This is a genomic window from Mucilaginibacter oryzae (assembly GCF_003148845.1).
GTDB lineage: Bacteria > Bacteroidota > Bacteroidia > Sphingobacteriales > Sphingobacteriaceae > Mucilaginibacter > Mucilaginibacter oryzae.
In genome coordinates this window covers 158,775-185,445 of the sequence record NZ_QGHA01000001.1, presented here as the reverse complement: position 1 = coordinate 185,445, position 26,671 = coordinate 158,775, and the positions used below count along the sequence as shown (strand labels likewise).

Below are 26,671 nucleotides of genomic sequence, written 5' to 3'. Positions count from 1 at the left end.
CGGGATAAAAGTTTTTACGGACTGTGTTTTACAGTTTGATCTTCAACCCCAGTTCTTTTTTCAGGGTAAGCAGGGCTTCAGCGTTGCCTTTGGCATCGTCAACCGGGTGGTGGGTATGTTGGGTGCGGCGAAGGTGTTTAAAGTTTTGAAACATATCCTTTACCAGCCCTTTGTATAAACTGCCAAGGTTTTGCGAACTGAAGCCAAACGGGTTTTCGCCGGTAAAATGATGGAAATACCAGCATACAAACATCCAGTCGAAGCCATTATTATCGCTGATGAAATGCGGTTTGTCTCGGCAAACACGTTTTAGCCAATCGGCAAAATCGTGCATAACCTTTGCCGGATCGTCGAATGTGAGTGTTTCTTCGCGGGTATGACCGGATACTGCCAACGCTTCGGGAATGTAATCATCAGAGATGGGTTTTAACTGCCCGTAAAAAGTTTGACAGAGGCCTTCTTCTACCAGCACAGCACCTAACGAAATCATAGAATAGTCGCCCGGAATAGGGCCATCACTTTCTATATCCACCATAATGTAAGCCATCGTATAAATGTGTAGTTTTATAAGTAAGCTAAAGTAATTTAATGCAATGGTGTAGCAGCGTCAATGTTTTTTAACGATGATTTTTTAACATTTTTAAAGTTACGGATAGCCAGCAGTGCGCTGATCAGCATCAAAACCGCACCTAAAATAAACGGAGCGCCCGGCAGGTAAAATGGCCGCTTGTTATTAGTGAAATAATAAAATAAAGTAGTCATTACCCAGGGACCGAAAATAGCGCTCAGGCTCATTAAGCTGGTTAGCCCACCCTGTAGCTCGCCCTGTTCATTAGCCGGTACCTGGTTGGTCATGATACCCTGCAAGGCCGGCCCTGCAATACCGCCAAGGGCATATGGAACCATAAAGGCAAACATCATCCAGCCACGAGTTGCCATAGCAAACAGGATCAGGCCGGTACTGTATAATAACAAGCCAACCCATATACAACGCTCCATCCCTAATTTCGGAAGTAAGATGCGCATCAAGCCGCCCTGCACCACCGCAAACATTAAACCAACAAACGCAAGGGAGTAACCAACGGTATCTTCGCCCCATTTAAATTTCTCGAAGGTAAAGTAAGTCCATACGTTTTGTACGGCCTGCCCGGCGAAGTACACTAAAAACAATGATAGCGCTAGGCCAACTACAGACGGATATTTTTTAAGCTGAAGTAACGAACCCAGCGGATTAGCGCGTTTAATATCGAATGGGCGGCGGTGTGCATCATCCAACGATTCGGGCAGGATAAAGTAACCGTAAATGGCATTTAAAAAAGCCAGACCCGCTGCTGCGAAAAACGGGTATTGCACATCCATTTTACCCAATAAACCGCCAATAGCCGGACCAATGATAAAACCCAAACCAAAGGCAACACCAATCATCCCGAAGTTTTGCGCACGCTTTTCAGGCGTGCTTACATCGGCGATATATGCTGATGCCGTGGTGAAACTGGCGCCTGTTATACCCGCAATGGCCCTGCCCAGAAATAACCAGCCGATAGATGGGGCGAAAGCCAGGAAAAGATAATCGATACCAAAACCCAACAATGAGCATAACAGCACCGGCCTGCGCCCGTATTTATCGCTCAGGTTACCTATCACCGGCGAAAATAAAAATTGCATTACCGAGTAAGCCAGCGTTAAAAAGCCCGCGTATAGTGATGCCTCGCTTAAACCCGCGTGGATCAGTTTTTCAATTAACTTGGGCAATACCGGTATTATAATACCTAAGCCAACAACATCAATGAGTAAAGTGATAAAAATAAAGCCTAATGCTTTTTGAGGTTTATTTTGGGCAGAATCCATTCTGCAAAATAATAGGTTTGAGGTTAATAATTGTTAAAATAATTGTTTTTTAAATAGTTAGGCTGGCGCATAGCCGAAAAAGGTTTTACAATTCGATGCCTCGGTATCCCCGCGGCAAAACATTGCTTAGCAAAAAACGCCGTCTGGTGATGAGCGGCGTTTTACATTGTAACTTCTTAAAAGTTGGGTTTAAGCACGTATTTATTATAGAAACGGGTAATATGCTCAACTGCTTCTTCGGGCGTATCAACTACGCGGTACAGGTTTAAATCATCGGGGTTAATGTTATGCTGATCGTTCAGCATTTTTTCTTCCACCCAATCAAAAAGTCCTTTCCAGTAATCCACACCTACAAATATGATCGGGAAACGGGCAATTTTACCGGTCTGGATCAGGGTGATCGCCTCGAACGATTCATCCATAGTGCCAAAGCCGCCCGGCAGGATAATAAAGCCCTGCGAGTACTTCATGAACATGACCTTGCGGATAAAGAAGTAATCAAACTCCATCAGCTTGTCCCGATCAATGTATTTGTTGTGGAATTGCTCGAACGGTAATTCGATATTTAAACCAACTGATTTACCGCCGTTTTCGTAAGCGCCTTTGTTGGCCGCCTCCATAATGCCCGGGCCGCCTCCCGATATTACACCGTAGCCATGCTCGGTTAGCAGGCGGGCGGTTTCTTCGGCCAGTTTGTAGTATTTGTTATCGGTATGGGTACGTGCCGATCCGAAGATGGATACGCAGGGGCCAATTTTAGCAAGTTTTTCAAAGCCGTCAACAAATTCGGCCATTATTTTAAATATCTGCCAGGAATCGGTAACCTTAATTTCCTGCCAGTCTTTGTTCTCGAATGCTTGTCTTATTTTATCTTCTCCGGTCATAGCCTTTGTTTAGTCCGGAAGTTGGGAGGTCAGAATGTCCGGAAGGTGTTTTCAGTCCGGAAGTCAGAACGTCCGAAAGTCCGGAAGTTTTTTTATCCTTTATTAATTAACGCAAAGTAAAAGAAAATTAATTGCCGTTTGTTTGTTTAAATTTTAGCTACCAGATTTTAATACTTTCGGACTTCCGGATTTGCCGACTTTCGGACCCGAAGTAACCAACAACCCAATAAATGTAATTAATCCGTTTACAATGATAAGTTCGTTACCAAAAACATACCCGCCTAAATATTTTTTCGATTCAGCATTTAAAAAATAGCATATAGCCGGGGAGAGGATACAGATAAAAGGCACCAGCTTATCTTTTGCCTGCCTGCCGCTTACAAATAGACCGAATGAATACAAGCCTAACAATGGTCCGTAAGTGTAGGATGCCACCGTGAATATGGCGCTAACCACCGCATCATCATTAATAACATTAAATATTACAATGGTTAGGAACATTAGCCCCGAAAAAGCGATGTGCACCCAATGCCGTACCGATACCATTTTTGGGGTATTTACATCGGCCCGTTTGTTAAAGCCTAAAAAGTCTACGCAAAAAGAGGTGGTAAGCGCCGTTAATGCCGAATCGGTGGTGGCGAAGGTTGCCGCCGTTAAGCCCAGCATAAATACCATGGCCGGCACAACGCCGAGGTATTGCAGGGCAATGGTTGGGTACAGGTAGTCGGTTTTGGTTACGTTGATGCCATTTTTGGCGGCATACATGTAAAGCAATGCGCCAACGCTTAAAAAGAAAATGTTGATCACCACGAACACGCCTACAAAGCTGAACATGTTTTTTTGAGCTTCCTTAATATTTTTCAGGCTGAGGTTTTTCTGCATCAAATCCTGGTCAAGACCAGTCATGCCGATGGTAATGAACAGTGCGCCGAAAAACTGTTTGCCTAAATGCAGCTTGCTGGCGGCAAAATTGTCCAGGAAAAATATTTTGGAATAACTGCTGTTTTTAATGGTTTCGGCAGCCTCAAAAATATTCATGTGGAGGCTTTGGCAAATGAAATAAATTGACAGGAAAACCGATAACACCAGGAAAAACGTTTGCAGGCTATCGGTAATAATAATGGTTTTTAACCCACCTTTAAACGTGTACGACCAGATGAGCGCCAAACAGATAAGCACGGTAACCGCGAATGGCACATGATAACTGTCAAAAATAAACTTCTGCAATACAATAACCACCAGGTAAAGCCTGAATGCCGAACCTATAACCCGGCTTACTAAAAATATAGCGGCGGCAGTTTTATAACTCCAGGTACCTAAGGCGCCTTCGATATAACTGTAGATTGATGTTAGCTTAAGCCGGTAATATAGCGGTAGTAAAACCGTAGCGATAACTACAAACCCGGCCGCGTTACCCAGTACAAACTGAAAGTAAGCGAATTGGTCGGTACCCACCTTGCCCGGTACCGAGATAAAAGTAACGCCGCTCAGCGCCGTGCCAATCATCCCGAAGGCAACCAGGTACCATTTAGAGTTTCGGTTGGCTACAAAAAAAGTATCGTTATCTGATGATTTTTTGGAGGTAAGCCAGGAAATGATCAGCAATACCAAAAAGTAACCGATAATGAATGACAATAATACTCCGGGCGACATAGGCGTTTGTTTTTAGTCCGGAAGTCGGTGAGTCCGAAAGTCCGAAAGTTTTTTTAGTCGGAAAGTCCGAGTGTCGGGAAAGTCCGAAAGATTTGTTTGCAAAATACAAATACATAGCAAAATTTACCAATCAACTTTCCCCGCTTTCAACTAAACCTTTCATCTTCCCGACTTTCCGACTTCCGGACTTCCTGACTTTCGGACTTCCCGACTAAAACCCTATCTTCGCACAATGAATTTCTCGTCCAAATTACTGGAAAATGCTGTAGCTGAGTTTGCCAAATTACCGGGTGTGGGTCAAAAAACCGCCCTGCGTTTGGTGCTGCACTTACTGAACCAGGATAAGCAGGATGTGGAGCGTTTTAGTACGGCGGTAACCAAGCTGCGCAACGAAATTCAGTTTTGCGGTGTTTGCCATAATATTTCCGATCAGAAGGTTTGTGAGATCTGCTCATCGCACCGGCGCGATCATGGTTTGATTTGCGTGGTGGAGGATACCCGCGATGTAATGGCTATTGAAAATACCAACCAGTTTAACGGCGTGTACCATGTGTTAGGTGGCTTAATATCGCCGATGGACGGCGTTGGGCCGTCAGATTTGCAAGTGGAAAGCCTGGTTGAGCGCCTGAAGCAAACCGGTGATAAAGAGGTGCGCGAAGTGGTTTTTGCCCTCAGTGCTACCATGGAGGGCGATACCACGCTGTTTTATCTTCATAAAAAGTTAAAAAATTTTAATATTCCTATCACAACTATAGCACGTGGCATAGCTTTTGGTGGTGAATTAGAGTACGTAGACGAAATAACGCTCGGCAGATCGATCGCTACACGTGTACCGTACGAAAATTCACTATCTAAGTAAAGCATGAAATTATCAATAGTTGTTGTTAGCCATAACGCATGTAACCTGCTCCGGATTGGCCTAAACGCAGCCATCAGAGCGGCGCAGGATATCAGTCACGAGGTTTTCGTGGTTGATAATGCTTCATTGGATAATTCTGTTGCCATGCTTAACAGCGAGTTTCAGGGTATCAACATCATTGCCAACGATAAAAACGAAGGTATTGCCAAAGCATACAACCAGGCCCTGAGGCAGGTTCAGGGAGAGTATGTTTTACTGGTCAATGCGGATACAATTACAGGCAAGAAGACTATTGAGAAAGCCCTTGAGTTTATGGATCAGCACCCGGATGCAGGTGGTTTAGGCGTGAGGATGATCACACCGGAAGGTAGTTTTTTAAAAGAGTCTAAACGCGGCTTTAACCGTCCGTGGGAAGCTTTTTTCAGGTTGACCGGCCTGGCGCGTTATTTTTCAAAATCACGACTCAACAACCCGCCAAGTAAAGATTGGGTAAATGAGTTTCAAACGGCCGAAACGGATGTAATCAACGGCGCTTTCATGTTGTTGCGCCGCAGCGCGGTAAACGGTGCGGGCCTGATGGATGAACGTTTCGCTACCTACGGATACGATATCGATTATTCGTACCGCATTAAACTGGCCGGTTTCAGGAATTACTACTTCGGTAAAACATATATTATCAACTTCGATATACAGAACAAGGTTAAATTTAGCTGGAAACACGTGAAGGATTATTATGGGGCGATGATTATCTTCGCCACCAAATATTTATTCAAGGTGCCCGAAATTAAGGTTGAAGGCATCCCCCAGTTAATTCCGCCTTCGTATGAAGTTAAATGATCAGGTTGTTATAATTACCGGCGCATCGTCCGGGATAGGTAAATCGCTCGCTTATGAGTGCGCCAGGCGCGGCGCTAACGTGGTGTTGGCAGCCCGCCAGTTTGTTACCCTTTGCCAGCTTACCGAAAAACTACAGCAGGAATACAAAATAAAGGCTCTCGCCATCCAATGCGATGTTACCAACGAGGAAGATTGCAAACAACTCATCAAACAAACCCTGGTAACCTTTGGCAAGGTTAATGTATTGATCAATAACGCAGGCATTACCATGCGTGCCCTTTTCCAGGATACCAAAGTTGATGTACTAAAACAGGTAATGGACGTTAACTTTTGGGGGATGGTGAACTGCATTAAATACGCCCTGCCCGAAATTATTAAAACCAAAGGCAGTATAGTGGGGGTTTCCTCTATTGCAGGATATAAGGGTTTGCCAGGCCGCTCAGGCTATTCGGCATCCAAATTTGCGATGAACGGATTTTTAGATTCATTGAGGATCGAAAACCTCAAAACAGGCGTACATGTATTAACCGCTTGTCCGGGCTTCACGGCGTCGAACATCCGCAATAGCGCCCTCAATAAAGATGGCAAACAACAAGGTGAGAGCACGCTTGAAGAGCAAAAAATGATGAGCAGCGATGAGGTAGCCAAACACATTGCTGATGCTATTGAAAACCGTTCGCGCACTTTAACGCTCACCGGTCAGGGTAAACTAACGGTAGCGCTAAGCAAATTTGTACCGGCGTTTTTGGATAAAATGGTTTATAAGCATTTTACGAAAGAGCGGGATCCGCTACTACATTAATCGTCTGAATCAGAATTTACAGAATTTAAGAATGCTCAGAATGGGTTCTGTTAAATTCTGTCAATTCTAAAATTCTGTAAATTCTGATTCAGACAACAACCTCAAAATCACTTATCCTGCGTAAATCCAGAACTACTCTTCCTGTTTCATCCCGTTCAAAAACCGGTTTGAATTTGGCATCCCATATAAAATCGTCTGCGGTGTACGAAGTGCGTGAGTGGACAGTTTGCGAAAAGGTATCATCAAAGGTTTTCAATATTACCGATAGGGTGGCCTGTCGGCGTTCCAGTTCTTCGGGGTTAATATCCCTGATCGGGCTGTTTTCATCCAGGGGATGAACCACGGTCCAGTTCAGGGTAAGGATGCTTACAAACTTACGTTCCAATTCTAACTGGAAAAACTTGCGGACTGTTTTGCCGTTCTCCTCATCATTATAACTGAACACCACTTCCATTTCCAAATCTATCAGGATGTTTTTACGCTGGTTGGCCAGGCGGAACATCAGTCCTTTGCCGCCATCACGATAGGGGGCGATCAATACATTACGGCTATACATAATTTTAGCCGACGGGCGCGAAAAACGGCCGTATAATAAACCGGTCGCCAAAGCAAAGGCCAGCAATCCCATCATGGACTCGAGCGCGGCGATGGTGTTGGGGACGATCCCTTTCGGACTGATATGTCCGTACCCTACCGTTGATATGGTTTGCGCCGAAAAAAAGAACGCATCCATAAATCTGTCGAAATCTGTACTGCCACTTTTGCCATCCAATACATCCGCGCCAAGTGAAAAATAAATAATCGCGAAAATGATGTTAACAATAAAATAAGCGCTGAAAACGATGAACCAGAACTTGCGCCAGCTCATGGTAATAAGCGAATGGTAATTGTTCGACGTATTAAAAAACGGGAGCCCGGTACGTTTTACATTAATGCTGCCATCTTTATTAATAACAGGCTGGCTTTTAATAACCGGCTGGTTACCAAAACCGAGGTCATCTTCAGGATTTATTTTCTCTTTACGTATGGACATGGGGGCAATTATTGAATTAGTGATTTAGTGAATTTTTTGATTTGAACGCCGATGGTACAACCAATACAATAAATTAGTAGCTAAAATACCTAATTTAAGTAATCTGGGGGTTGTTTTCCATATTGAAACACTGATTCGCTAACGCACTAATTCGTTAAATGATATTAAATCACTAATTCAATAAATCATTAATTCACTAACTAAGTAAAATCTGTTTGTTTTTATAAAAACAATTTCCATATTTGTGCCAACAAATGAAAATGATAAAATTAAACAACAATTGGTGGTGGCTTAACGAGTAATCGTAAGGCAATTCCATGTTTGTTTTTTAACAAGATATATTCAGGAGGGTTGCCATACGGCAGCCCTTTTTTTATTCCCCCCGGCCCCCTGAAGGGGGAGTGCTTAGCGGGGGCTATTTAAATGAAATTAAAACTATTCCAACTCCCCCTTTAGGGGGCCGGGGGGCGAGAAATGAAACAGATACTTAATCACCTTTTTGAACACAAAACCTTTACAAGGGAGCAGTCGAAAAATATTTTGATGAATATTGCCCGGGGGCAGTATAACAACTCGCAAATGGCAGCTTTCATGACGGCCTACTGTATGCGCAGCATTACCGTTGATGAGCTGGAAGGTTTCCGCGATGCAATGCTGGAGCTTTGTTTGCCTATTGATCTGGGTACTAATGATCTCATTGATCTTTGCGGTACCGGCGGCGATGGTAAGGATACTTTTAATATCTCAACCCTGGCATCCTTTGTGGTTGCAGGTGCCGGTTATAAAGTGGCCAAACATGGTAACTATGGCGTATCATCGGGCTGTGGCTCATCAAACGTGATGGAGTATTTAGGCTACCGGTTTACCAATGATACCGATCAGCTGAAACGCAATGCCGATGAGGCCAATATCTGCTTTTTGCATGCTCCGTTGTTTCACCCGGCCATGAAAACCGTAGCGCCGATCCGTAAAGAACTGGGCGTGAAAACATTTTTTAATATGCTGGGTCCGCTGGTTAACCCGGCTAAGCCATTAAATCAACTGGTGGGTGTATTTAATTTGGAACTGGCCCGTGTTTATGCCTACCTGTACCAAAAATCGGATGCTAACTATACCATTGTAAATGCCCTTGAAGGTTATGACGAGGTATCGCTTACCTGCGATTTTAAAACGTTCTCGGCAGATGGCGAGAAGATCAATACGGTTGAGGACCTTGGTTTTGAAAAGCTCAATCCCCGGGAAATTGCCGGCGGCGAAACCGTAAGCGAATCGGCGGCGATATTTAGTAACGTATTAAAAGGTGATGGTACATCGGCACAAAACAATGTGGTGTTGGCCAATGCCGCGCTGGCCATCCGAACCATCAACCCCGAAAAAACTTTTGCCGATTGCTATTACGAAGCCGAAGAGGCTTTGCTGAGTAAAAAGGCGTTGATAAGCTTTAACAGGCTAATACAAAATTAAGCCATGAAAATTAAGGTTTGCGGTTTAAAGTATCCTGAAAATATTGAAGCGGTTGCTGCTTTACAGCCCCATTATATGGGTTTTATTTTCTATGGAAAATCGCCGCGTTATATGGCTGATTTGAATGCCTGTGTTTTACAGGATTTGCCTTCTGACATAAACAAAACGGGGGTATTTGTAAACGAAAGTGCCGCAAATATTGAGCGTTTGGTAAAGCAATATGATTTGGGCGCCATCCAGCTACATGGCGATGAAAGCCCGGAATTTTGCGCGGCATTTAAAAACGAAGCTACAGTGATTAAGGCCTTTGGCATCAACGAAGATTTTGATTTTACGCGACTGAAAGCTTACATCAACAATGTCGACTTTTTTCTGTTCGATACTAAAACCAAAGAATACGGCGGCTCGGGCAAAACATTTGACTGGGGGATTTTAGATCAATATGAATTAGATGTCCCTTTCTTTTTATCAGGCGGACTTGGGCCTGATAATATTGAAGAGGTAAAAAATATCAAACATTCGCGGTTTTACGGAGTGGACCTGAACAGCAGGTTTGAGATAGAACCGGGCTTAAAAAATATCGAAAAATTAGAGCAGGCATTTGCCATCATCAAACAATAAAAGATAAGAGATGAAATACGGAGTTAATGAGCATGGTTATTACGGCGATTTCGGCGGCGCGTACATTCCCGAAATGTTGTACCCTAATGTAGAAGAACTAAAGCAGCAATACCTCAATATCATAAACGATGAGGGTTTTAAAGCCGAATTTGATGATCTGCTTAAAAACTATGTTGGCAGGCCCTCGCCTTTATACCATGCCAAAAGGTATTCGGAAAAATATGGCGCGAATATCTATTTTAAACGCGAAGACCTGAACCATACCGGCTCTCACAAAATTAACAACGCCATAGGGCAAATCCTGCTGGCCAAACGCCTCGGCAAAAAACGTATCATAGCCGAAACAGGTGCCGGTCAGCATGGTGTGGCAACGGCTACGGTTTGCGCGCTGATGGGTATTGAATGCGTGGTTTACATGGGCGAGATTGATATGGCCCGCCAGGCTCCCAACGTATCGCGCATGAAAATGCTGGGTGCTACAGTGGTACCGGCAACATCGGGCAGTAAAACACTAAAGGATGCTACTAACGAGGCGCTGCGCGATTGGATCGGTAACCCAGTTGATACCCATTACATCATCGGTTCGGTAGTTGGTCCTTATCCTTATCCTGATATGGTGGCACGTTTCCAGTCTATCATCTCCGAAGAAACAAAAAAACAACTCCTGGAAAATACCGGCAGCGAGTTACCGCAATATGTACTGGCCTGTGTAGGCGGCGGCAGTAATGCCATGGGTATGTTTTATCATTTTATGGATGATGAAAGCGTAAAACTGGTGGCTGTTGAAGCTGCCGGAAAAGGTGTGAGCAGCGGCGAATCTGCAGCCACTACCGCTTTAGGTAAAGAGGGCGTATTGCACGGCAGCCGTACGATATTGATGCAAACGGAAGACGGACAGGTGGTTGAACCGTATTCCATTTCGGCGGGGCTGGATTATCCCGGCATAGGGCCGCAGCACGCGCATTTGTTTAAAACAAGCCGTGCGCGTTACGTAAGTATTACCGACGATGAAGCTTTACAGGCCGGTTTGCTTTGCAGCCAGCTGGAAGGTATAATCCCGGCCATAGAAACCGCGCATGCCTTAGCTCAATTAGAGAAAATGACCTTCGAGCCTAACGATAATGTGGTGATCTGTATATCGGGTAGGGGAGATAAGGATTTGGATACATACATTAAATACTTTGGCTATTAATATCATGAACCGCTTAAACAAGCTTTTTGCAACAAAAAACAAAAACCTGTTGTCTATTTATTTTACAGCCGGTTACCCCGCGCTGAATACCACGGTTGATATTGCCGAAGCGCTCGAAAAGTCTGGCGCTGATTTTCTGGAGATCGGCTTTCCTTATTCTGATCCGGTTGCCGATGGTCCTACCATTCAGCATAGTTCGGAAGTTGCCCTCGAAAACGGCATGAGCCTGAAGGTTTTATTTAAAGAACTTGCCGAATTACGCAAGCGTGTCAGCATCCCGGTATTGCTGATGGGCTATTTTAACCCTATAGCGCAATACGGTATCGGGCGTTTTTGCAAAAGCGCCGCCGAAGCGGGCGTTGACGGTATTATCGTACCCGATTTACCGTTGTTTGAATACGAAAATATGTATTCGCCTTACTTTATTGATAGCGGGCTCAGTAACATATTCCTGGTAACCCCGCAAACGTCCGAAGAGCGCATCCGTAAGATTGACGAATTGAGCAATAGTTTTATTTATCTCCTGTCGTCATCAACCATAACCGGCTATAATTTACAATTGAGCGATAGCATTGAGGAATATTATAAGCGCATCACCGCCATGCAGCTAAAAAATCCAACTATTATTGGTTTTGGTATTACCGATAGCAGCAGCTTCGCCAAGGCGTGCAATTACGCTAACGGCGCCATTATTGGCAGCCGCTTTGTGAAGCTTTTAGGAGAGGACGGGTATATGGATAAGATTGAGGGCTTTGTAAAAGGAATAAGGCCGTAATAGAAACGTGCTTCCACTATATCCACAACGTCATTATAAGGTATGAAGTAATCGCATACAAGCAAATCCCTGTATAGTATAGTTTGCGATTGCTTTGTACCTCGCAGCGACGAGTCGGGAAAAACATTTACAAATATAACTCCAAATCACCTTTGCCTTCACGTATAATATCAAAATCGCCTGTAGTGCAGTCAACCACGGTTGATGGGATGTTGTCGCCGTAGCCGCCGTCAATTACAATATCAACCAGGTCTTTATATTTTTCATGGATCAGTTCCGGATCGGTTGAGTATTCGATGATATCATCATCATCCCTGATGGACGTTGATAGGATAGGGTTACCTAACACGCGCACAATTTCGCGGGCTATATTATTATCCGGCACCCTGATCCCAACGGTTTTTTTGTTGGAACTAAGCATTTTGGGTACCATGTGGCTGGCGTTAAAAATAAAAGTGAAAGGACCGGGCAACGCCTTTTTCAGCACACGGAAAGTAGTGTTATCTATCGGTTTGATATAATCTGAAATATGGCTCAGGTCGTAGCAAATAAATGAGAAGTTAGCCTTTTCGGGTTTGATGTTCCTGAGTTTGCAAATAGCCTCGATGGCCCTGTGATTGGTGATATCGCAGCCCAAACCATAAATGGTATCGGTAGGGTATATAATTAAACCACCTTTTTTTAATACCTCCACCACCTGTTCGATAGCTTTGGGGTTGGGGTTTTCGGGATATATTTTTAGCAGCATAAGTATAAGAACAAAGATACGGCTACTTGGTTTAATTTTGCGGCAGAAACAGGCTTATATCAATTGTTTTAGCAATATGATGTAAACAAGCTGGCGTAAATTGAACAGGAGCATAGAAGATTTTTAGAAGAACTTATAAAAATGTTCTATGCTTAACTTATTATCTATTTGGTGTGAGTAGTTTTGTCAAAAAACACATGTTATTAATACTCTTTAGAGGCCGACCAGGAACAGGGAAGACAACGATGTCAAACCTACTCTCTTCAAAAATGGAAGTGCCGATCATTAGGAAGGATGATATTTACGACCAACTTGTTTCGTTGTCAAGCAATCACGATTTACGGAATAAAGCAACTTTTGATATCATTTATAGCATTATTGCCAGTAATATTCATTCTTCATCTACACTAATAGTAGATTGTCCTTTTCAATTCGAGGAGGATATAACATCATTTAGAGTATGGTGCAGAGATCGTCAAGTGCGCTTGAAAACAATTCTTGTAACTTGTAGTGATGAGCACATATGGTCCGAACGGTTCAAAGAGCGTGCAAAAAATCCGGCACCTAATCAGCTTATCACCGATTTCGAAGTATTTAAAAAACGATACAAAATAATGCAGCTCCAACCTGATGAAGATGAACTTTTGATTGACACAATTGGGCCGCAAGATCAAAATATCAAGGCGGTGTTAGATTTTTTAAACTTCACAAAGGTTTAGAGTTTAAAACTCGTTTTCAACTAAACAACAAAGCCATCCCGATAAAATCGAAATGGCTTTCTTATCTGAATTTTAAACCGTTGCCGCTTTATTAATGCCGTGTTGTTTGGATCCATTAAACAACAGCGGCATGTTAAAAGTTAAAACACAGCAACAGTATTAAAACAATTAAGCTTGTTTGGTAAACTGGATGTTGATGAGCAATTTAATGTCTTCGCCAACCACGATAGAACCTGCTTCGGTAACGCCATCCCAGGTTAAACCGAAATCTTTACGGTTAATTTTACCGCTGATCTCGAAACCGGCTTTGGTGTTGCCATAAAAATCAGTTGCCGAACCGCCAAACTCTACAGCAAGCGTTACCGGTTTGGTTTGATCTTTAATGGTCAGGTCGCCTTTCAGTTCATATTCTTCATCATCAGTTTTGGTGAATGAAGTTGATTTGAAAGAGATATGTGGGTATTGAGCAGCGTCGAAAAACTCGGGTGATTTTAAATGCTCGTCGCGTTGGGTCTGGTTGGTGTCAATGCTGTCGATATCTAATTTGAAATCAATTTCAGCATTTTCAAAATCATCATTGTCAGTTAATAACTCACCGCTGAAGCTTTTGAAAAAACCACTTACGGTAGATATAACCAGGTGTTTAACTTTAAATTGCACTTCTGAGTGCATTGGGTCTATAACCCATTTTGTTGCTGTTTCTGTTGCCATGATATTTTTGTTTTTTTTGTTGATACAAAGATAAGTACAAAATTAGATGTTTAAACACGTATTTGTACTTTGTGACTTTAAAACGACATTGAGTAAATTTCTTAACCACAAATTTGGGCCTTTGTTTAAATTACAGCTTTAATTTTATCAAACTTAATAGGCGCTTCATATAAAATTAACCGCACATGAGAAAGCTCTTCATCATTTCGTTCTTTATCATTTTTAGTATGCTGGCCACCTGGACAGTGATCTGGCCCCCGGCGGCATGGTCGTTCCTTTTTGTCGGGCCTTTTTATTTAATCGGTTTTTACGATATGGTGCAGCCTAAACACAGCATTGTGCGCAATTACCCGGTGTTTGGCCATCTGAGGTATTTGATGGAAGAGCTGCGGCCCAAAATTTACCAGTACTTTATAGAAAGTGATACCAACGGTACGCCCTTTAATCGCCAAAACAGGAGCGTGGTTTACCAGCGCGCCAAAAAGGTTGATGATACCCGCCCCTTCGGCACCGAGCTGGATGTGTATGATAACGGTTACGAATGGCTTAACCACAGCATAGCCGCTATCGATCATCATCAGTTAAACATGGATCCGCGTGTTAAAGTAGGAGGCCCGGCTTGTACGCAACCTTATATGGCCAGCGTATTCAATATTTCGGCCATGAGTTTCGGGTCGTTGAGCATGAATGCCATCCTCGCGCTTAATGGCGGGGCTAAACTGGATAATTTCGCACACAATACAGGCGAAGGCGGCCTGAGCGATTACCACCTGCAACCGGGTGGGGATATTATCTGGCAGATAGGTACAGGCTATTTCAGCTGTCGCCATAAAGACGGCACTATTAATTATGATGCTTTTGCCGAGCGGGCCGTTTTGCCGCAGGTAAAAATGATCGAGATCAAGCTATCGCAGGGAGCTAAACCCGGGCATGGCGGTATCTTGCCTGCCGCCAAGGTAACGCCCGAGATAGCACGGATCAGACTGGTTGAAATGGGAGAGGATGTAATATCGCCTCCTTACCATACCGCCTTCACCAATCCGCTTGAGCTGATGACTTTTATCCAGAAGCTGCGCCATCTGTCGGGCGGTAAGCCCATCGGCTTTAAGCTTTGTGTGGGGCACAAAAGTGAGTTCCTGGCTATTTGCAAGGCGATGGTTAAAACCGGGATCAGTCCGGATTTTATTACGGTGGATGGGGGAGAGGGCGGTACAGGCGCGGCTCCGCTCGAGTTCAGCAACTCGGTAGGGATGCCGTTGCGCGAAGCGTTGGCTTTTGTTTATGACGCGCTAACCGGGTTCGATTTGAAAAAGAATATTAAACTGATCGCTTCGGGCAAGGTAGCTACCGGTTTTGACCTGGTAAAAAACTTCGCACTCGGTGCCGATATGTGCAATAGCGCCCGCGGTATGATGTTTGCCCTGGGTTGTATCCAGGCGCTGGAGTGTAATAACAATACCTGCCCAACCGGTGTGGCCACACAGGATAAAAGCCTGATGAAGGGCCTGGTAGTTGAAGATAAAAAAGTGCGTGTAGCCAACTTTCACAGGCTTACCGTAAGCAGCGCCATCCAAATGATAGGCGCGGCAGGTTTAACCAAACCCTGCGATCTGCACCGCATGTATATTTACCGCCGCATAAACCACAGTCAGATCCTCACTTACGGCGAACTGTTTCCTTATATCCCCAAAGGCAGTTTGCTTAATACGCCTTACCCGGCCTCGTTCGAGTTTGATATGGCCATCAGCAGCGAAAATACCTTTGTGCCTGATTACAGCGGCGTTACTAACATCGATTACAGCAACGTAAGTTCGTATTGAGGTGCGCGGCGGATTGGTTGATCAGGTGAGTAGTTGGTTTTTGAAGAAACCGGTTGCAGATAAAGTATCGGCTTAATAAATCATCCATCCTGAAAATTAATCTTTTAATCCTGCGTTATTGAGCTAACCTTTCATAGTTAGCTCAATGCGCAATACCTTAAAAATTACCTGGTATTTTTATAAACCGATGTTATGGTGGTGCGTAGTCACCAGCCTGGCCTGCGCCTATTATACACTTCCAGGGTATATCAACGTAGCCGAATCATATCTTTTAAAGCTGATAAGCTACGGCGTTATAGTCGGCTTTCAATATATTTATCACAACGCCAATAAAACGTTTTTTTACTACCGCAACGCAGGGTACCCGATTGATAGCCTGTACACATACAGTTTCGCTGCCGATGCCGTGGCCTATGGTATAATCATTTCCATCTCAAAACTTCTGCTGCATTGGGTACACATATTTTAAAAACGGATAGCGTTCTGCTCGAGTTTGATGGGCGGAAGATCCTGCAGGATATTTATATCGATTGCAGGCAGGGCGAAGTCGTTGGCCTGCTTGGCCGCAATGGCTGCGGCAAATCATCGTTGTTGCGCATCATATTCGGTTCGCTCAAAGCTTCTTACAAGCATATCAGCATAAACGATGTTCCTATATCAAAGGGATACCATAATGGCCGCGTAGCTTATTTACCCCAGCACAATTACCTGCCGCTAAACCTCAAGATCAGCAACCTTGCCGTACCCATGATCGACCCGCAATTCTGGGATGAGTTCAGCAATCATCCCATTTACCGGCAATATCACAACCAAAAGGCGGCCCAACTTTCGGGCGGCGAATTAAGGCAGCTTGAAACCCTGATGTGCATTTACAGCCGCGCCGATTTTATTTTACTGGATGAACCTTTTACCCACGTATCGCCGGTAGAAACCGAAATGTTTAAGGAGATCATCCGTAAATGCAGCCGGGTAAAAGGCATTATCGTTACCGATCATCAATACTATAACATATTAGACCTGGCCGACAGGATGGTCCTGATTACCGATGGGGCTACAAAAGCTATCAAAACACCTGATGATTTAATTGCTCATGGCTATGTGAGCCATTTACGCGAGGTATAATAGCCAAGGTTTTAATTGGCGGAAAGTGTAACGTAATTATGCCTGGCGTTGTCTATCAGGTATAGTATTACAATGATGCCTAAGATTTATATATTAATCACAATTTTCATTTGCTGCTGCCTGAACGCGGTAGCCGGTGATGGCGTGGTTGTAAACGGCATCACCTTTAAAAACGCCAAAGCAGATCCCGACCCGGCACCCACGGGCGACTTTAAAACCCTGGTTATCCCTATAAAAAGGGCCGGTAACCTCATTGTTATTGAAGCGCAGATAGATACGCTTGAAGGTAATTTTGTGCTGGATACCGGCGCGCCATATCTTGTTTTAAATGAAACTTATTTCAGGGATCTGCCCCATGTAGCCGAACAGGAATCCGGGGGCATTAACGGTTTGGCCGGTAGTTCGTTCAGTACCTATGTGCGTAATTTTAACATCCTTGAGCTTCATTATCCAAAATTGAAAGCAGATGTTACTGATCTCTCTTCTATTGAAAACGGGAAAGGGATTAAAATACTGGGACTGCTGGGCACTAAACTGTTTGAAGATTTCGCGATCACGGTTGATCTTTTCCGTAATACGCTTTATATCCAGAAGCTTGATGAAAAGGGCGATATCCCCGAAGCCGAAAAAGTGTTTCATGACAGGTTTATGGTAAGCCAGTTCAGTTTGTTGAATAATGTTATTTTATTGAAAGGTACCGTGAACGACAGGTCGTTATGGTTTGCCTTTGATAGCGCTGCCGAAACCAGTCTGCTTGATTATAGCCGCGCAAAAAAACTGCTGCCGCAAATGGAGGTAATCAGCCGTTCAAAAATTATGGGTATCGGCGGCTCGTCTATCGAAGTGATTTACACCCGTTTTGACGACCTGGTTGTAGGCGACCGGAAGTATATGAAGAACCGCATTTTAATCACCAGCCTTGAAAAAATGAGCAACGCTTATGGTTATAAGATTGACGGCGTTTTAGGGTACGATTTTTTTGTACGCGGCATATTCAGCATCAATTTTGTTAAAAAACAATTTGAAATGTACATTTACAATAACCAGTGATATGAAAAGGAGCGGGCATATAGTTATTGTTTTTGTCGCGATTTGCTGCATGACCTTGCATGTAATGGCGCAAAAGCGTAACAGCCTGCTTATTGGCAACGATAAGCTGGTTTTGCTTATCGATACCCGCTCATCAAAAACAGAAATAGAACAACTGTTAAAAAAGGCCGGTTTAAAAAGCCCGGATGCCGCGGGTATTTTAAAAGGCGATTTTACGGCGCTAAAAAACGATGGCTGGACACTGGCCGAAAAGCAGGGGAATATCATTGAGTTTAACCGGCCCTTAAATGAACTCGGTCAAAACCCGCAACTCCACCCTTATTTAATTACGTCGGATGTAGGTAATAACGATGGATCTCCTGGCTATCCGGCTGAGGTGAATTTCGGTATCAATAATTTTAATAAGGTTACCGTGCATGATCTGCCGACGGGCGTAACACGCTTTTTTGTGCCGGGTTATCAGCAAAGCAAGAGGATGCTGCTCTCGGGCGATTTCAACAATTGGAGTACCCTTAAAGGGATCATGACAAAAACAGATAGCGGCTGGATTGCCGATGTGAAACTGAAACCCGGCAAGCATGAATATAAGTTTATTGCCGATGGCCGCTGGATGGGCGACAGGAATAATAACCTGGTGAGCGATCATGATGACAATGCCATATACTACCGTTATAACTATACGTTTAAGTTAAGCGGCTACGCCAATGCCCGTAAAATAACGCTGGCCGGTAGTTTCAATAACTGGGATGCCAATGCGATAGTACTCGAAAAAAAAGGGGGGATCTGGCAAAAGCAACTTTACCTGCATGAAGGCACACAGGCCTACCGTTTTTTGGTCGACGGGAAATGGATAACCGATCCGGCTAATCCTAATACCATAAAAGATGCCGATGGTAATATCAATTCGGTACTTAACCTGGGCGAAACGGTTGTATTTACGCTGGATGGCTACCAAAACGCCAAAAAAGTTTATGTAGCAGGTGGCTTTAACAACTGGAAACCGGGCGAAATTTTGTTAACAAAAACAAAAAAGGGCTGGACTTTACCGCTCATCATCCCAGCAGGCAACTATGGTTATAAATTTATTGTAGATGGCAATTGGATCACCGACCCTAAAAACATGCGATACATGCAAGATGGCGGTATAGTTAATTCCTTTATTGCGGTTAAAGCCAATTATACCTTTAAGCTAACCGGTTTTGCCAATGCAAAAAGCGTACGCCTGGCAGGTAGTTTTAACAATTTCAACCAGTTTGGTTACACGCTTGCTTTTAACGGTAAGGAGTGGACGGTAGATGTAAACCTGAAGCCGGGAAAACAACTCTATAAATTTATTGTGGATGGCAAATGGATAATTGATCCGGGTAACAAACTTTATGAGCAAAATCAATACAATTCGGGTAATTCTGTTTTATGGATTGAGTGATTTAGAAGCAGGTGGGGCAAGAACCATGAGACAATAAAGAAATGGGGAACATCGCAATTAAAACGCTCAACTATGAAACACTAACCACATATTTTTTATTTCAAAAATCTTGATTCTTATAATCTTGCATCTTGACTCTCGCCTCGCTATATTAGCTAAAAAGCAATAATTGATATGACTATCCCTATATATCAGGCCGATGCCTTTACTGATACACTTTTCGGCGGTAACCCGGCAGCGGTTTGTCCGCTTAACGAGTGGTTACCTGATACAACCATGCAAAAAATCGCCATAGAAAATAACCTTGCCGAAACTGCCTTTTTTGTGAAAACGGAAAAGGGTTATAAGCTTCGCTGGTTTACGCCCGAGTACGAGATAGATTTGTGCGGCCATGCCACGCTGGCATCGGCACATATTCTTTTTTCTGAATTGGGTTTTGCTGGCGATACCATCAGTTTTGAAACGGTTAAAGCCGGTACGCTTATCGTAAAACGGGACGGAGATAAGTATACAATGGACTTTCCATCAAGGCCACCGATCCCGATAGAGGCGCCTAACGGCCTGGCCGAGGCCCTTGGTGATAAGCAGCCAGTGGCCTTTTTGCGCTCGCGCGATTACTTTATCGTTTACGAAACCGAGCAGGATATCCGCGATCTTACACCCGATTTCTTCGCCTTATCAAAAATGGACACGGTTGGTGTAATCGCGACTGCACCCGGCGATAATTCGGATTTTGTTTCCCGCTTTTTTGCCCCCGGCGCAGGCATCCCCGAAGATCCGGTTACCGGTTCGGCACATTGTAATTTGATACCCTACTGGGCTAAACGTCTGGGTAAAGATACCTTACATGCCTATCAACTATCTGCCCGAAAAGGCGAGCTTTGGTGCGAGTTAAAAGGGGAGAGGGTGCTGATGAGCGGTAAGGCGGTTACATATTTGAAAGGGGAGATAAGATTTTAGGGGAGATTCAAGAAATCAGGATTCAGGAAGCAAGAGATTGATTATATCCTTCAACCAAATAAGCGATGGCCTGACAGAAAAGCGGGCCGGGGCGTATGGCCTCGCGGGCTGAAGCTTGCAGCCCCCTCTAAATCTGTCCCGCAAGTGGAGACTTTTGAAGCCCTCCCTTCCGGGGAGGGTTGGGTGGGGCTTATACGGACTGCTAAATTTTGCCCTACTGCGTTTGCTCATGGCCTCACGCTTCTGCAAAAAGTAGCTATGCCCCTCCCTGCGCGCAAGGCCACCATGGTTCTACCCGCTTTCAACCGAAGCTTTCCCGCTGACGGCAACACCTTCGCGTTAAAAAATGGTTATCCTTTACCTTTCACCTTTCACCTTTCACCTTCCACCTTTCGCCTTTCACCTTTTCCCTTTTCCCTTTTCCCTTTCACCCAAAATCCCCCTAAAATATTCTTTCAAAACTCAATAATTTATGATTACTTTGAAGGTTTGAACTTTGCACGGTACTTAATAAATTAAATGCAGCTTACCCGTTTAGAAATCAAGGGCTTCAAGAGTTTTGGCGATAAAATAACCATCAATTTTAATGAGGGTGTTACCGCCATTGTGGGGCCAAATGGTTGTGGTAAGTCAAACGTAGTTGACTCTATCCGCTGGGTTCTGGGCGAGCAAAGTACCCGGATGCTCCGGTCGGAGAAGATGGATAACGTTATTTTTAACGGTACCAAAAGTCGTAAATCGGCTAACCTTGCCGAGGTTTCCCTCACTTTTGATAACACCAAAAATATCCTGCCTACCGATTATTCGCAGGTTACCCTTACGCGCAAGCTTTACCGTACCGGCGAAAGCGAGTACAGGCTAAACGATGTGCAATGCCGCTTAAAGGATATTACCGATCTGTTTCTGGATACGGGCATCGGTTCTGATTCATACTCGATCATCGAGCTGAGGATGATCGACGAGATCATCACCAATAAGGAAGGTTCGCGCCGTAACCTGTTTGAAGAAGCATCGGGCATCTCTAAATACAAGTTGCGTAAAAAGCAAACCTTTAGCAAGCTTAAAGATACCGAAGCCGATCTGGAACGTGTGGAAGATTTGCTTTTCGAGATTGAAAAAAATCTCAAGACCCTCGAGAACCAGGCCAAAAAAACGGAGCGTTATTATCGGCTTAAAGAGCAATACAAAACGCTGAGCATTATGCTGGCCTCGTTCAGGATTGTGGCCTTCAGCGAATCGTTAAAAAAGATAGAGGAGCAGGAGCAAAAGCAAAAGGTTGAAAAAAGTGCTATAATAGCGCAAATGGATACTTTGGAAGCTACCCTTCAGCAGCAAAAGCTGGACAGCATCACCAAAGAAAAAAACCTCTCTGTTCAGCAAAAAACAACCAATGAGTTTGTTTCGAAGATCCGCGCTTATGAGAGTGAGAAGAAGATCAAAAACGAGCAGCTCAAATTTCAGCAGGATAAAGAGTCGCGATTAACCGAAGAATTGGAGCGTGACAAGCAACAGCTAAACCACGTACTATATAACATTAAGCGCTTAAGCGAGGAGAAGGCTACCGAAGAAGAAACACTGCAAGCCGTTCAAAGCCGCCTTGCCGATTTGAAAGAGGCGGTTGATGAACTCCGGGCTCAGCAAACCGACGCCCGTAACGAGCTTAACGAACTCAACAATATCAACACCCGCCTGCAAAACCAGGCTTATAAGGCCGAAAAGGACCTGGATATATTGCAGATCCAGCAGCAGGCCCTGGAGCAGGAAAGCCAGCGCAACATGGAAGATGCTACCAATAAAGAGGTAGAACTTTCGCACTTTAACCAGGTGGTTGCCGAATTGCAATACCGCAAAGAATCGTTGGATAGTGAGTTTGAGCAGGCCGTTGAGTTTGAAAATAAACTAAAAGAACAGATTGCCGAGACCGATATCGAACTGAACTCGGTTAAGGATACTATTATAAAGGAAAGCCGCAAGCTGGATGCCAAGCAAAACGAATACAACCTTACCAAAAGTATGGTTGATAGTTTAGAGGGCTTCCCCGAGTCGATCCGCTTTCTGAAAAAAAATACCGACTGGGCCAAAAACGCCCCGTTATTTAGCGATGTGCTTTTTTGTAAGGAAGAGTACCGTGTGGCTATCGAAAATTACCTCGAGCCGCTGATGAACTATTACGTGGTTGAAACTTATGATGAAGCGGTAAAGGCAATCAATTTGCTCAGTAATTCGGCAAGGGGGCGCGCTAACTTTTTCGTACTTAATAATTACGCCGATGAAACCGCTGTACAGGTAAACTTTGATTCCCCCGGTGCCATTCCTGCTTTAGGGGTTATTGAGGTTGAAAAACGTTATTTACCGCTTTGTAACCAACTGCTTAAAGGGGTTTACCTGGTAGATGATGATAAGGAAGGCCAGATCAACAGTGAAGCTTTGCCGCAAGGAATAGTGCTGATTGGTAAAAGCGGCAAGTTCAATAAATCAAAGCATACTATGGCCGGTGGTTCGGTGGGTTTGTTTGAGGGTAAGCGGATCGGTCGTGCCAAGAACCTGGAAAACCTGGCTAAGGAGATCCGGGGCATTGAAAATCTGGTTGGCGGTTTGCGTTCGAAAGCTGATGAATTGCAAACCAAACTGGGCGCTTTAAAAGCATCCACCAAAGCGGCGGAGATCAACGAGCAGCAACAAATGCTGAACCGGCTAAACAATGAGCTTATCACCGTTAAAACCCGCCAGGAGCAATATCAAACTTTTATTGAAAACAGCCTTAACCGCAAGGAAGATATTGCCCGCAAAATTGCCGGTATTAACGATGAAATGGCTGCCCTGCAACCGCAGCTGGCCGAACTGAAAACCCAACGGCAGATACAAAGTGATTTACTGGCCGATAAACAAATGGCTTTTAACGAGCTTAACGAATATGTATCGGTACAATCAAACGCTTATAACCAGGAAAATATCCGCTTCCACCAGCAGCAGAATAAGGTATCAAGCCTGTTGAAAGACCTTGATTACCGCGATACGCAACAGGAAAGCTTAGAGGGCCGTATCAAACAAAACAGCGCTGAGCTGGAAAAGGTAAAGATAGCCATACAGGAAAACCTGAAACAGACCGACAACTCCGACGATAACCTGCTGGAGATGTATGAGCAAAAGGAAAACCTGGAAAAAGCTACGCAACAGGCCGAACAGGAGTACTACCAATGGCGCGGCCTGATCACGGAGAACGAGAACGAAATAAGCGCGCTGCGGCGCAAAAAAGAGAACAGCGAGGTTATTGAAAATGAGCTTCGCGATGAGCGTAATAATCTTAAAATTGATTTGAACGCGTTGAAGGAGCGCTTATCGGTAGAGTTTAATATCAATATTGAAGATTTGCCGGAGGCCGAAGTGCCCGAAGGCGAGAACGAACAGGACCTGCGCGAAAAGGCCGATAAGTTAAAAAAACAACTGGATGATTTTGGCGCCATAAACCCAATGGCGGTTGAGGCTTATAACGAAATGAACGAGCGTTATACCTTTATCCAGTCTCAAAAGAAGGATTTGAGCGAGGCCAAAGCTTCATTATTAGCTACCATACAGGAAATTGATGATACGGCCAAAGAAAAGTTCATGACGGCTTTCATCATGGTGCGTGAAAATTTTATAAAAGTATTTCGTTCGCTGTTTAACGAAGAGGATTCGTGCGATCTGGTACTGACTGATCCGGAACATCCTCTGGAATCAGATATCGATATCATAGCCAAGCCAAAAGGCAAACGCCCGCTCTCCATCAACCAGTTATCGGGTGGCGAAAAAACGCTTACAGCTACAGCAATCCTGTTTTCGCTTTACCTGCTAAAGCCGGCCCCGTTCTGTATTTTTGATGAGGTTGACGCCCCCCTGGATGATACCAATATTGATAAGTTCAATAACATCATCCGCACCTTTAGTAAGGATTCGCAGTTTATCATCGTATCGCACAACAAACGCACCATCGCCAGCACCGATGTTATTTACGGCGTTACCATGGTTGAGCAGGGGATTTCGCGGGTGGTACCGGTGGATTTAAGAGAGTTGGCAGATTGATTTAGCTAAGTATCACAAACCTCTTCTCCAATTTTTCTGAACCAGAGCATTCCTCATAATCGATTCGTGATAGTTTAGTTTTCGCAAGCATTAAATTGGAAACCTACGTTTACGCGAACAAATCACTCGCCTTATGCTGCTCAATCAACACCGAGCGGTATTTACTCAACAGGGCCGATTTAGAGATAAAGCCAATAAACACATCATCTTTTACCACCGGCAACTGCCAAACGTCAATAGCGTCGAAGGTATCCATAACGCTGCTTACTGATTGTTCGTAATCAATTACGGTAGGTGGTTCAATCATGATATCGGTAATCAGGTTATCGGCTATTTCCTTATTAAACAACCGGCGCCTGATATCGTCTATCAGCACAACGCCCTCAAGCCCGCCATCATCCTTTAATACCGGGAATATATTGGCATCAGTTTTGGCCAATACCTTATAAAAGTCGCTGACCGTCATTCGTTTATCAACTGCCGTATATTTACGATTGATGACATTATCAAGCGTTATGGCGTTCAACATGCCATAATCCTGCCCCGGATGTATATTATTGTGGTGAATAAGGTGGCTCCAGTACATGTTGTGCGGCGATGAGTAACGGGATATGATATATGATATAGCCGACACAATCATGAGCGGGATAAACAGTACATAGCCACCGGTAATTTCGGCAATCAAAAATATAGCCGTTAGCGGGGCATGCAGTACACCGGCCAAAGCGCCGGCCATGCCTACAGCTATAAAATTACTGGTATTTAAATGGATCAGCCCGGTTTGGTTAACTCCATACGCCACCAGCAAACCTAAAAAGGCACCGGTAAACATGGTAGGAGCGAAGGTACCGCCGTTACCACCGGCCCCTATGGTAATGCCGGCTGCAATAATTTTCATGAAAACCAGCGCGGCTATAAATAGCAGCATAATTAAGGGCTGGTCAAGCAGATCGCTAAACAAAACCTCCTCTTTTAACACGTGGATATTGCCGTTTAATATAGCGGTGAGATAATGGTACCCCTCGCCAAATAATTGCGGAAATACAACGATGATCAGCCCCAATAACACACCGCCGCTTATCGCCCTCACGTAACGGTTTTGCTTTTTAAAAATGCCGCCCTCCAGCCTGCCGCCAACCTTTGATATATAAATAGCCATCCAGCCGCTGCAAAGCCCAAGTACAACATAAAAAGGTAAAGCCGCCATTACCCAACCTTCGGTTACCAGGTGAAATAACTGGCCCGAGTACAAAGCTTTGGATACCACAACCCCGGTGGCCGATGCTATTAATAAAGGGATGAAAGTGGGGATAGTAATTTCGCCAATCAAAATCTCTAACGAAAAAAGTACCCCTGCAATAGGGCTGTTAAACACCGCCGCTATGCCTGCCGATGCACCGGCCGCCAGTAACACCGTTTTTTCGTAAGGGGTAAGTTTAAAAAATTTGCCCAGGTTTGAACCTATAGCCGCCCCTGTACAAACAATAGGCGCTTCCAACCCAGATGAACCACCAAAACCTACCGTTAACGAACTGGTGATGAGATGTGAATAAAGGTTATTAGCTTTAATGTTTGATCGGTTGCGTTTAATGTTGACCAGGATATTGCCAATCCCTTTTTCTATTTTATCGCGATTGATCAGATGCTGGTAGGCCGCGGTAGCCAGTATGCCTATTGCCGGCAAAAAAACATAAGCGATATGAAAATACAGGTGCGACGAAATATTGCGGCTCAGCTCTTCCATTAAATGAACCAGAAATTTAAGCGCGATAGCCGCCAATCCTCCAACAAAGCCAATAAACACACTGCAATAAATTAAAAAATTACGTTGACTATTACGTTTTAACCGCCAGCGGCTTATTTTGTAGGAAAGTGTTTTTAACATCATCAGAAGTAATTACTAAACACGGTTGATGAAGGGTTATCAACGCGAATTGTTTTACAGATCGGGTAAAAAAATGCAGCAGAGATAATATAAATCATCCTGCGTTTGCAAAGTAACGCTTTTTTGGTGAGTTTTTGTTGGATAGATCAGATATTGATTTCCATTGTTATGAAATAGTAATTAAATTCAGAGCCTCTTTA

At 44.1% G+C, this 26,671-nt stretch carries 23 protein-coding genes; 15 read left to right on the top strand and 8 right to left on the bottom strand.

The genetic code is table 11. The annotated features are described in order from the left end of the window. Nucleotides 1-28: 28 nt before the first annotated feature. From LX99_RS00770 to LX99_RS00755, 4 genes are all read right to left on the bottom strand, one after another. Nucleotides 29-547: a 3'-5' exoribonuclease domain-containing protein gene (locus LX99_RS00770; protein WP_109605516.1), complete on the bottom strand. Its 519-nt coding sequence runs from the start codon at nt 545-547 to the stop codon at nt 29-31. A gap of 38 nt (nt 548-585) precedes the next feature. After that, nucleotides 586-1,848 carry a TCR/Tet family MFS transporter gene (locus tag LX99_RS00765; RefSeq protein WP_109605514.1) on the bottom strand — a complete coding sequence of 421 codons (1,263 nt, stop codon included), beginning with the start codon at nt 1,846-1,848 and terminating at the stop codon, nt 586-588. Nucleotides 1,849-2,024: 176 nt separating this feature from the next. Then, entirely contained in the window at nt 2,025-2,732 is a 708-nt protein-coding gene (locus LX99_RS00760) for an LOG family protein (protein WP_022830519.1), read from the bottom strand. 153 nt (nt 2,733-2,885) lie between these two features. Further along, nucleotides 2,886-4,385 carry a sodium:solute symporter gene (locus LX99_RS00755; RefSeq protein ID WP_022830518.1) on the bottom strand — a complete coding sequence of 500 codons (1,500 nt, stop codon included), beginning with the start codon at nt 4,383-4,385 and terminating at the stop codon, nt 2,886-2,888. Nucleotides 4,386-4,617: 232 nt separating this feature from the next. On the opposite strand from LX99_RS00755, the gene recR reads away from it, so the two are divergent. From recR to LX99_RS00740, 3 genes are read left to right on the top strand one after another with little or no spacing between them, the layout of a single operon-like run. Further along, nucleotides 4,618-5,244 (top strand): recombination mediator RecR, encoded by a 627-nt coding sequence (gene recR, locus LX99_RS00750; protein ID WP_109605512.1) that lies wholly within the window; start codon nt 4,618-4,620, stop codon nt 5,242-5,244. 3 nt (nt 5,245-5,247) lie between these two features. Beyond that, nucleotides 5,248-6,081 (top strand): glycosyltransferase family 2 protein, encoded by an 834-nt coding sequence (locus tag LX99_RS00745; protein WP_022830516.1) that lies wholly within the window; start codon nt 5,248-5,250, stop codon nt 6,079-6,081. Further along, nucleotides 6,068-6,883 carry an SDR family oxidoreductase gene (locus LX99_RS00740; RefSeq protein WP_109605510.1) on the top strand — a complete coding sequence of 272 codons (816 nt, stop codon included), beginning with the start codon at nt 6,068-6,070 and terminating at the stop codon, nt 6,881-6,883. Before LX99_RS00745 ends, LX99_RS00740 begins: the two co-directional genes overlap by 14 nt. Nucleotides 6,884-6,971: 88 nt before the next feature. On the opposite strand, the gene LX99_RS00735 is transcribed toward LX99_RS00740, so the two are convergent. Then, nucleotides 6,972-7,916, bottom strand: a complete 945-nt coding sequence (locus tag LX99_RS00735) for an ion channel (protein WP_109605508.1) — start codon at nt 7,914-7,916, stop codon at nt 6,972-6,974. Nucleotides 7,917-8,390: 474 nt separating this feature from the next. On the opposite strand from LX99_RS00735, the gene trpD reads away from it, so the two are divergent. Genes trpD through trpA form a run of 4 tightly spaced genes read left to right on the top strand, consistent with a single transcriptional unit; the run spans nt 8,391 to nt 11,968 of the window. Next, nucleotides 8,391-9,380, top strand: a complete 990-nt coding sequence (gene trpD / locus LX99_RS00730; RefSeq protein ID WP_109605506.1) for an anthranilate phosphoribosyltransferase — start codon at nt 8,391-8,393, stop codon at nt 9,378-9,380. A gap of 3 nt (nt 9,381-9,383) precedes the next feature. Next, the gene (locus LX99_RS00725) at nt 9,384-10,001 is read left to right on the top strand and encodes a phosphoribosylanthranilate isomerase (RefSeq protein WP_109605504.1); all 618 of its coding nucleotides are present in this window, start codon (nt 9,384-9,386) and stop codon (nt 9,999-10,001) included. Between the two features lie 10 nt (nt 10,002-10,011). After that, nucleotides 10,012-11,193 (top strand): tryptophan synthase subunit beta, encoded by a 1,182-nt coding sequence (gene trpB / locus LX99_RS00720; RefSeq protein WP_109605502.1) that lies wholly within the window; start codon nt 10,012-10,014, stop codon nt 11,191-11,193. Between the two features lie 4 nt (nt 11,194-11,197). Further along, complete coding sequence (gene trpA / locus LX99_RS00715; protein ID WP_109605500.1) at nt 11,198-11,968, top strand: tryptophan synthase subunit alpha; 771 nt, start codon at nt 11,198-11,200, stop codon at nt 11,966-11,968. A gap of 127 nt (nt 11,969-12,095) precedes the next feature. Here the strand turns inward: trpA and LX99_RS00710 are convergent, their stop codons facing one another. Continuing rightward, on the bottom strand, nt 12,096-12,716 hold the full coding sequence (locus LX99_RS00710) for an L-threonylcarbamoyladenylate synthase (protein WP_109605497.1): 621 nt from the start codon (nt 12,714-12,716) through the stop codon (nt 12,096-12,098). Nucleotides 12,717-12,913: 197 nt separating this feature from the next. On the opposite strand from LX99_RS00710, the gene LX99_RS00705 reads away from it, so the two are divergent. After that, nucleotides 12,914-13,435, top strand: coding sequence for an AAA family ATPase (locus LX99_RS00705; RefSeq protein ID WP_109605495.1), 522 nt, complete (start codon nt 12,914-12,916; stop codon nt 13,433-13,435). Nucleotides 13,436-13,603: 168 nt separating this feature from the next. On the opposite strand, the gene LX99_RS00700 is transcribed toward LX99_RS00705, so the two are convergent. After that, nucleotides 13,604-14,146 (bottom strand): YceI family protein, encoded by a 543-nt coding sequence (locus tag LX99_RS00700; protein WP_022832807.1) that lies wholly within the window; start codon nt 14,144-14,146, stop codon nt 13,604-13,606. Between the two features lie 185 nt (nt 14,147-14,331). Between LX99_RS00700 and LX99_RS00695 the strand changes: the two genes are divergently transcribed. From LX99_RS00695 to smc, 7 genes are all read left to right on the top strand, one after another. After that, nucleotides 14,332-15,966 (top strand): FMN-binding glutamate synthase family protein, encoded by a 1,635-nt coding sequence (locus LX99_RS00695; protein WP_109605493.1) that lies wholly within the window; start codon nt 14,332-14,334, stop codon nt 15,964-15,966. 145 nt (nt 15,967-16,111) lie between these two features. Then, nucleotides 16,112-16,435 carry a hypothetical protein gene (locus tag LX99_RS00690; RefSeq protein WP_109605491.1) on the top strand — a complete coding sequence of 108 codons (324 nt, stop codon included), beginning with the start codon at nt 16,112-16,114 and terminating at the stop codon, nt 16,433-16,435. Beyond that, entirely contained in the window at nt 16,417-17,088 is a 672-nt protein-coding gene (locus LX99_RS00685; RefSeq protein ID WP_170122586.1) for an ATP-binding cassette domain-containing protein, read from the top strand. Before LX99_RS00690 ends, LX99_RS00685 begins: the two co-directional genes overlap by 19 nt. Before the next feature lie 72 nt (nt 17,089-17,160). Beyond that, complete coding sequence (locus LX99_RS00680) at nt 17,161-18,138, top strand: pepsin/retropepsin-like aspartic protease family protein (RefSeq protein WP_109605486.1); 978 nt, start codon at nt 17,161-17,163, stop codon at nt 18,136-18,138. A gap of 1 nt (nt 18,139) precedes the next feature. Further along, nucleotides 18,140-19,564, top strand: a complete 1,425-nt coding sequence (locus tag LX99_RS00675) for a hypothetical protein (protein ID WP_109605484.1) — start codon at nt 18,140-18,142, stop codon at nt 19,562-19,564. 174 nt (nt 19,565-19,738) lie between these two features. Next, nucleotides 19,739-20,524 carry a PhzF family phenazine biosynthesis protein gene (locus tag LX99_RS00670; RefSeq protein WP_109605482.1) on the top strand — a complete coding sequence of 262 codons (786 nt, stop codon included), beginning with the start codon at nt 19,739-19,741 and terminating at the stop codon, nt 20,522-20,524. 519 nt (nt 20,525-21,043) lie between these two features. After that, on the top strand, nt 21,044-24,586 hold the full coding sequence (gene smc / locus LX99_RS00660; protein WP_109605478.1) for a chromosome segregation protein SMC: 3,543 nt from the start codon (nt 21,044-21,046) through the stop codon (nt 24,584-24,586). A gap of 109 nt (nt 24,587-24,695) precedes the next feature. Here smc and LX99_RS00655 read toward each other — a convergent pair whose 3' ends face one another. Then, nucleotides 24,696-26,390 (bottom strand): chloride channel protein, encoded by a 1,695-nt coding sequence (locus LX99_RS00655; RefSeq protein WP_170122585.1) that lies wholly within the window; start codon nt 26,388-26,390, stop codon nt 24,696-24,698. Nucleotides 26,391-26,671: the final 281 nt, after the last annotated feature.

Bases quoted from the DNA above. Each gene is read 5' to 3' on its own strand.
- LX99_RS00770 (WP_109605516.1), bottom strand. From the start codon at position 547: ATGGCTTACATTATGGTGGATATAGAAAGTGATGGCCCTATTCCGGGC.
- LX99_RS00765 (WP_109605514.1), bottom strand. From the start codon at position 1,848: ATGGATTCTGCCCAAAATAAACCTCAAAAAGCATTAGGCTTTATTTTT.
- LX99_RS00760 (WP_022830519.1), bottom strand. From the start codon at position 2,732: ATGACCGGAGAAGATAAAATAAGACAAGCATTCGAGAACAAAGACTGG.
- LX99_RS00755 (WP_022830518.1), bottom strand. From the start codon at position 4,385: ATGTCGCCCGGAGTATTATTGTCATTCATTATCGGTTACTTTTTGGTA.
- recR (WP_109605512.1), top strand. From the start codon at position 4,618: ATGAATTTCTCGTCCAAATTACTGGAAAATGCTGTAGCTGAGTTTGCC.
- LX99_RS00745 (WP_022830516.1), top strand. From the start codon at position 5,248: ATGAAATTATCAATAGTTGTTGTTAGCCATAACGCATGTAACCTGCTC.
- LX99_RS00740 (WP_109605510.1), top strand. From the start codon at position 6,068: ATGAAGTTAAATGATCAGGTTGTTATAATTACCGGCGCATCGTCCGGG.
- LX99_RS00735 (WP_109605508.1), bottom strand. From the start codon at position 7,916: ATGTCCATACGTAAAGAGAAAATAAATCCTGAAGATGACCTCGGTTTT.
- trpD (WP_109605506.1), top strand. From the start codon at position 8,391: ATGAAACAGATACTTAATCACCTTTTTGAACACAAAACCTTTACAAGG.
- LX99_RS00725 (WP_109605504.1), top strand. From the start codon at position 9,384: ATGAAAATTAAGGTTTGCGGTTTAAAGTATCCTGAAAATATTGAAGCG.
- trpB (WP_109605502.1), top strand. From the start codon at position 10,012: ATGAAATACGGAGTTAATGAGCATGGTTATTACGGCGATTTCGGCGGC.
- trpA (WP_109605500.1), top strand. From the start codon at position 11,198: ATGAACCGCTTAAACAAGCTTTTTGCAACAAAAAACAAAAACCTGTTG.
- LX99_RS00710 (WP_109605497.1), bottom strand. From the start codon at position 12,716: ATGCTGCTAAAAATATATCCCGAAAACCCCAACCCCAAAGCTATCGAA.
- LX99_RS00705 (WP_109605495.1), top strand. From the start codon at position 12,914: ATGTTATTAATACTCTTTAGAGGCCGACCAGGAACAGGGAAGACAACG.
- LX99_RS00700 (WP_022832807.1), bottom strand. From the start codon at position 14,146: ATGGCAACAGAAACAGCAACAAAATGGGTTATAGACCCAATGCACTCA.
- LX99_RS00695 (WP_109605493.1), top strand. From the start codon at position 14,332: ATGAGAAAGCTCTTCATCATTTCGTTCTTTATCATTTTTAGTATGCTG.
- LX99_RS00690 (WP_109605491.1), top strand. From the start codon at position 16,112: ATGCGCAATACCTTAAAAATTACCTGGTATTTTTATAAACCGATGTTA.
- LX99_RS00680 (WP_109605486.1), top strand. From the start codon at position 17,161: ATGATGCCTAAGATTTATATATTAATCACAATTTTCATTTGCTGCTGC.
- LX99_RS00675 (WP_109605484.1), top strand. From the start codon at position 18,140: ATGAAAAGGAGCGGGCATATAGTTATTGTTTTTGTCGCGATTTGCTGC.
- LX99_RS00670 (WP_109605482.1), top strand. From the start codon at position 19,739: ATGACTATCCCTATATATCAGGCCGATGCCTTTACTGATACACTTTTC.
- smc (WP_109605478.1), top strand. From the start codon at position 21,044: ATGCAGCTTACCCGTTTAGAAATCAAGGGCTTCAAGAGTTTTGGCGAT.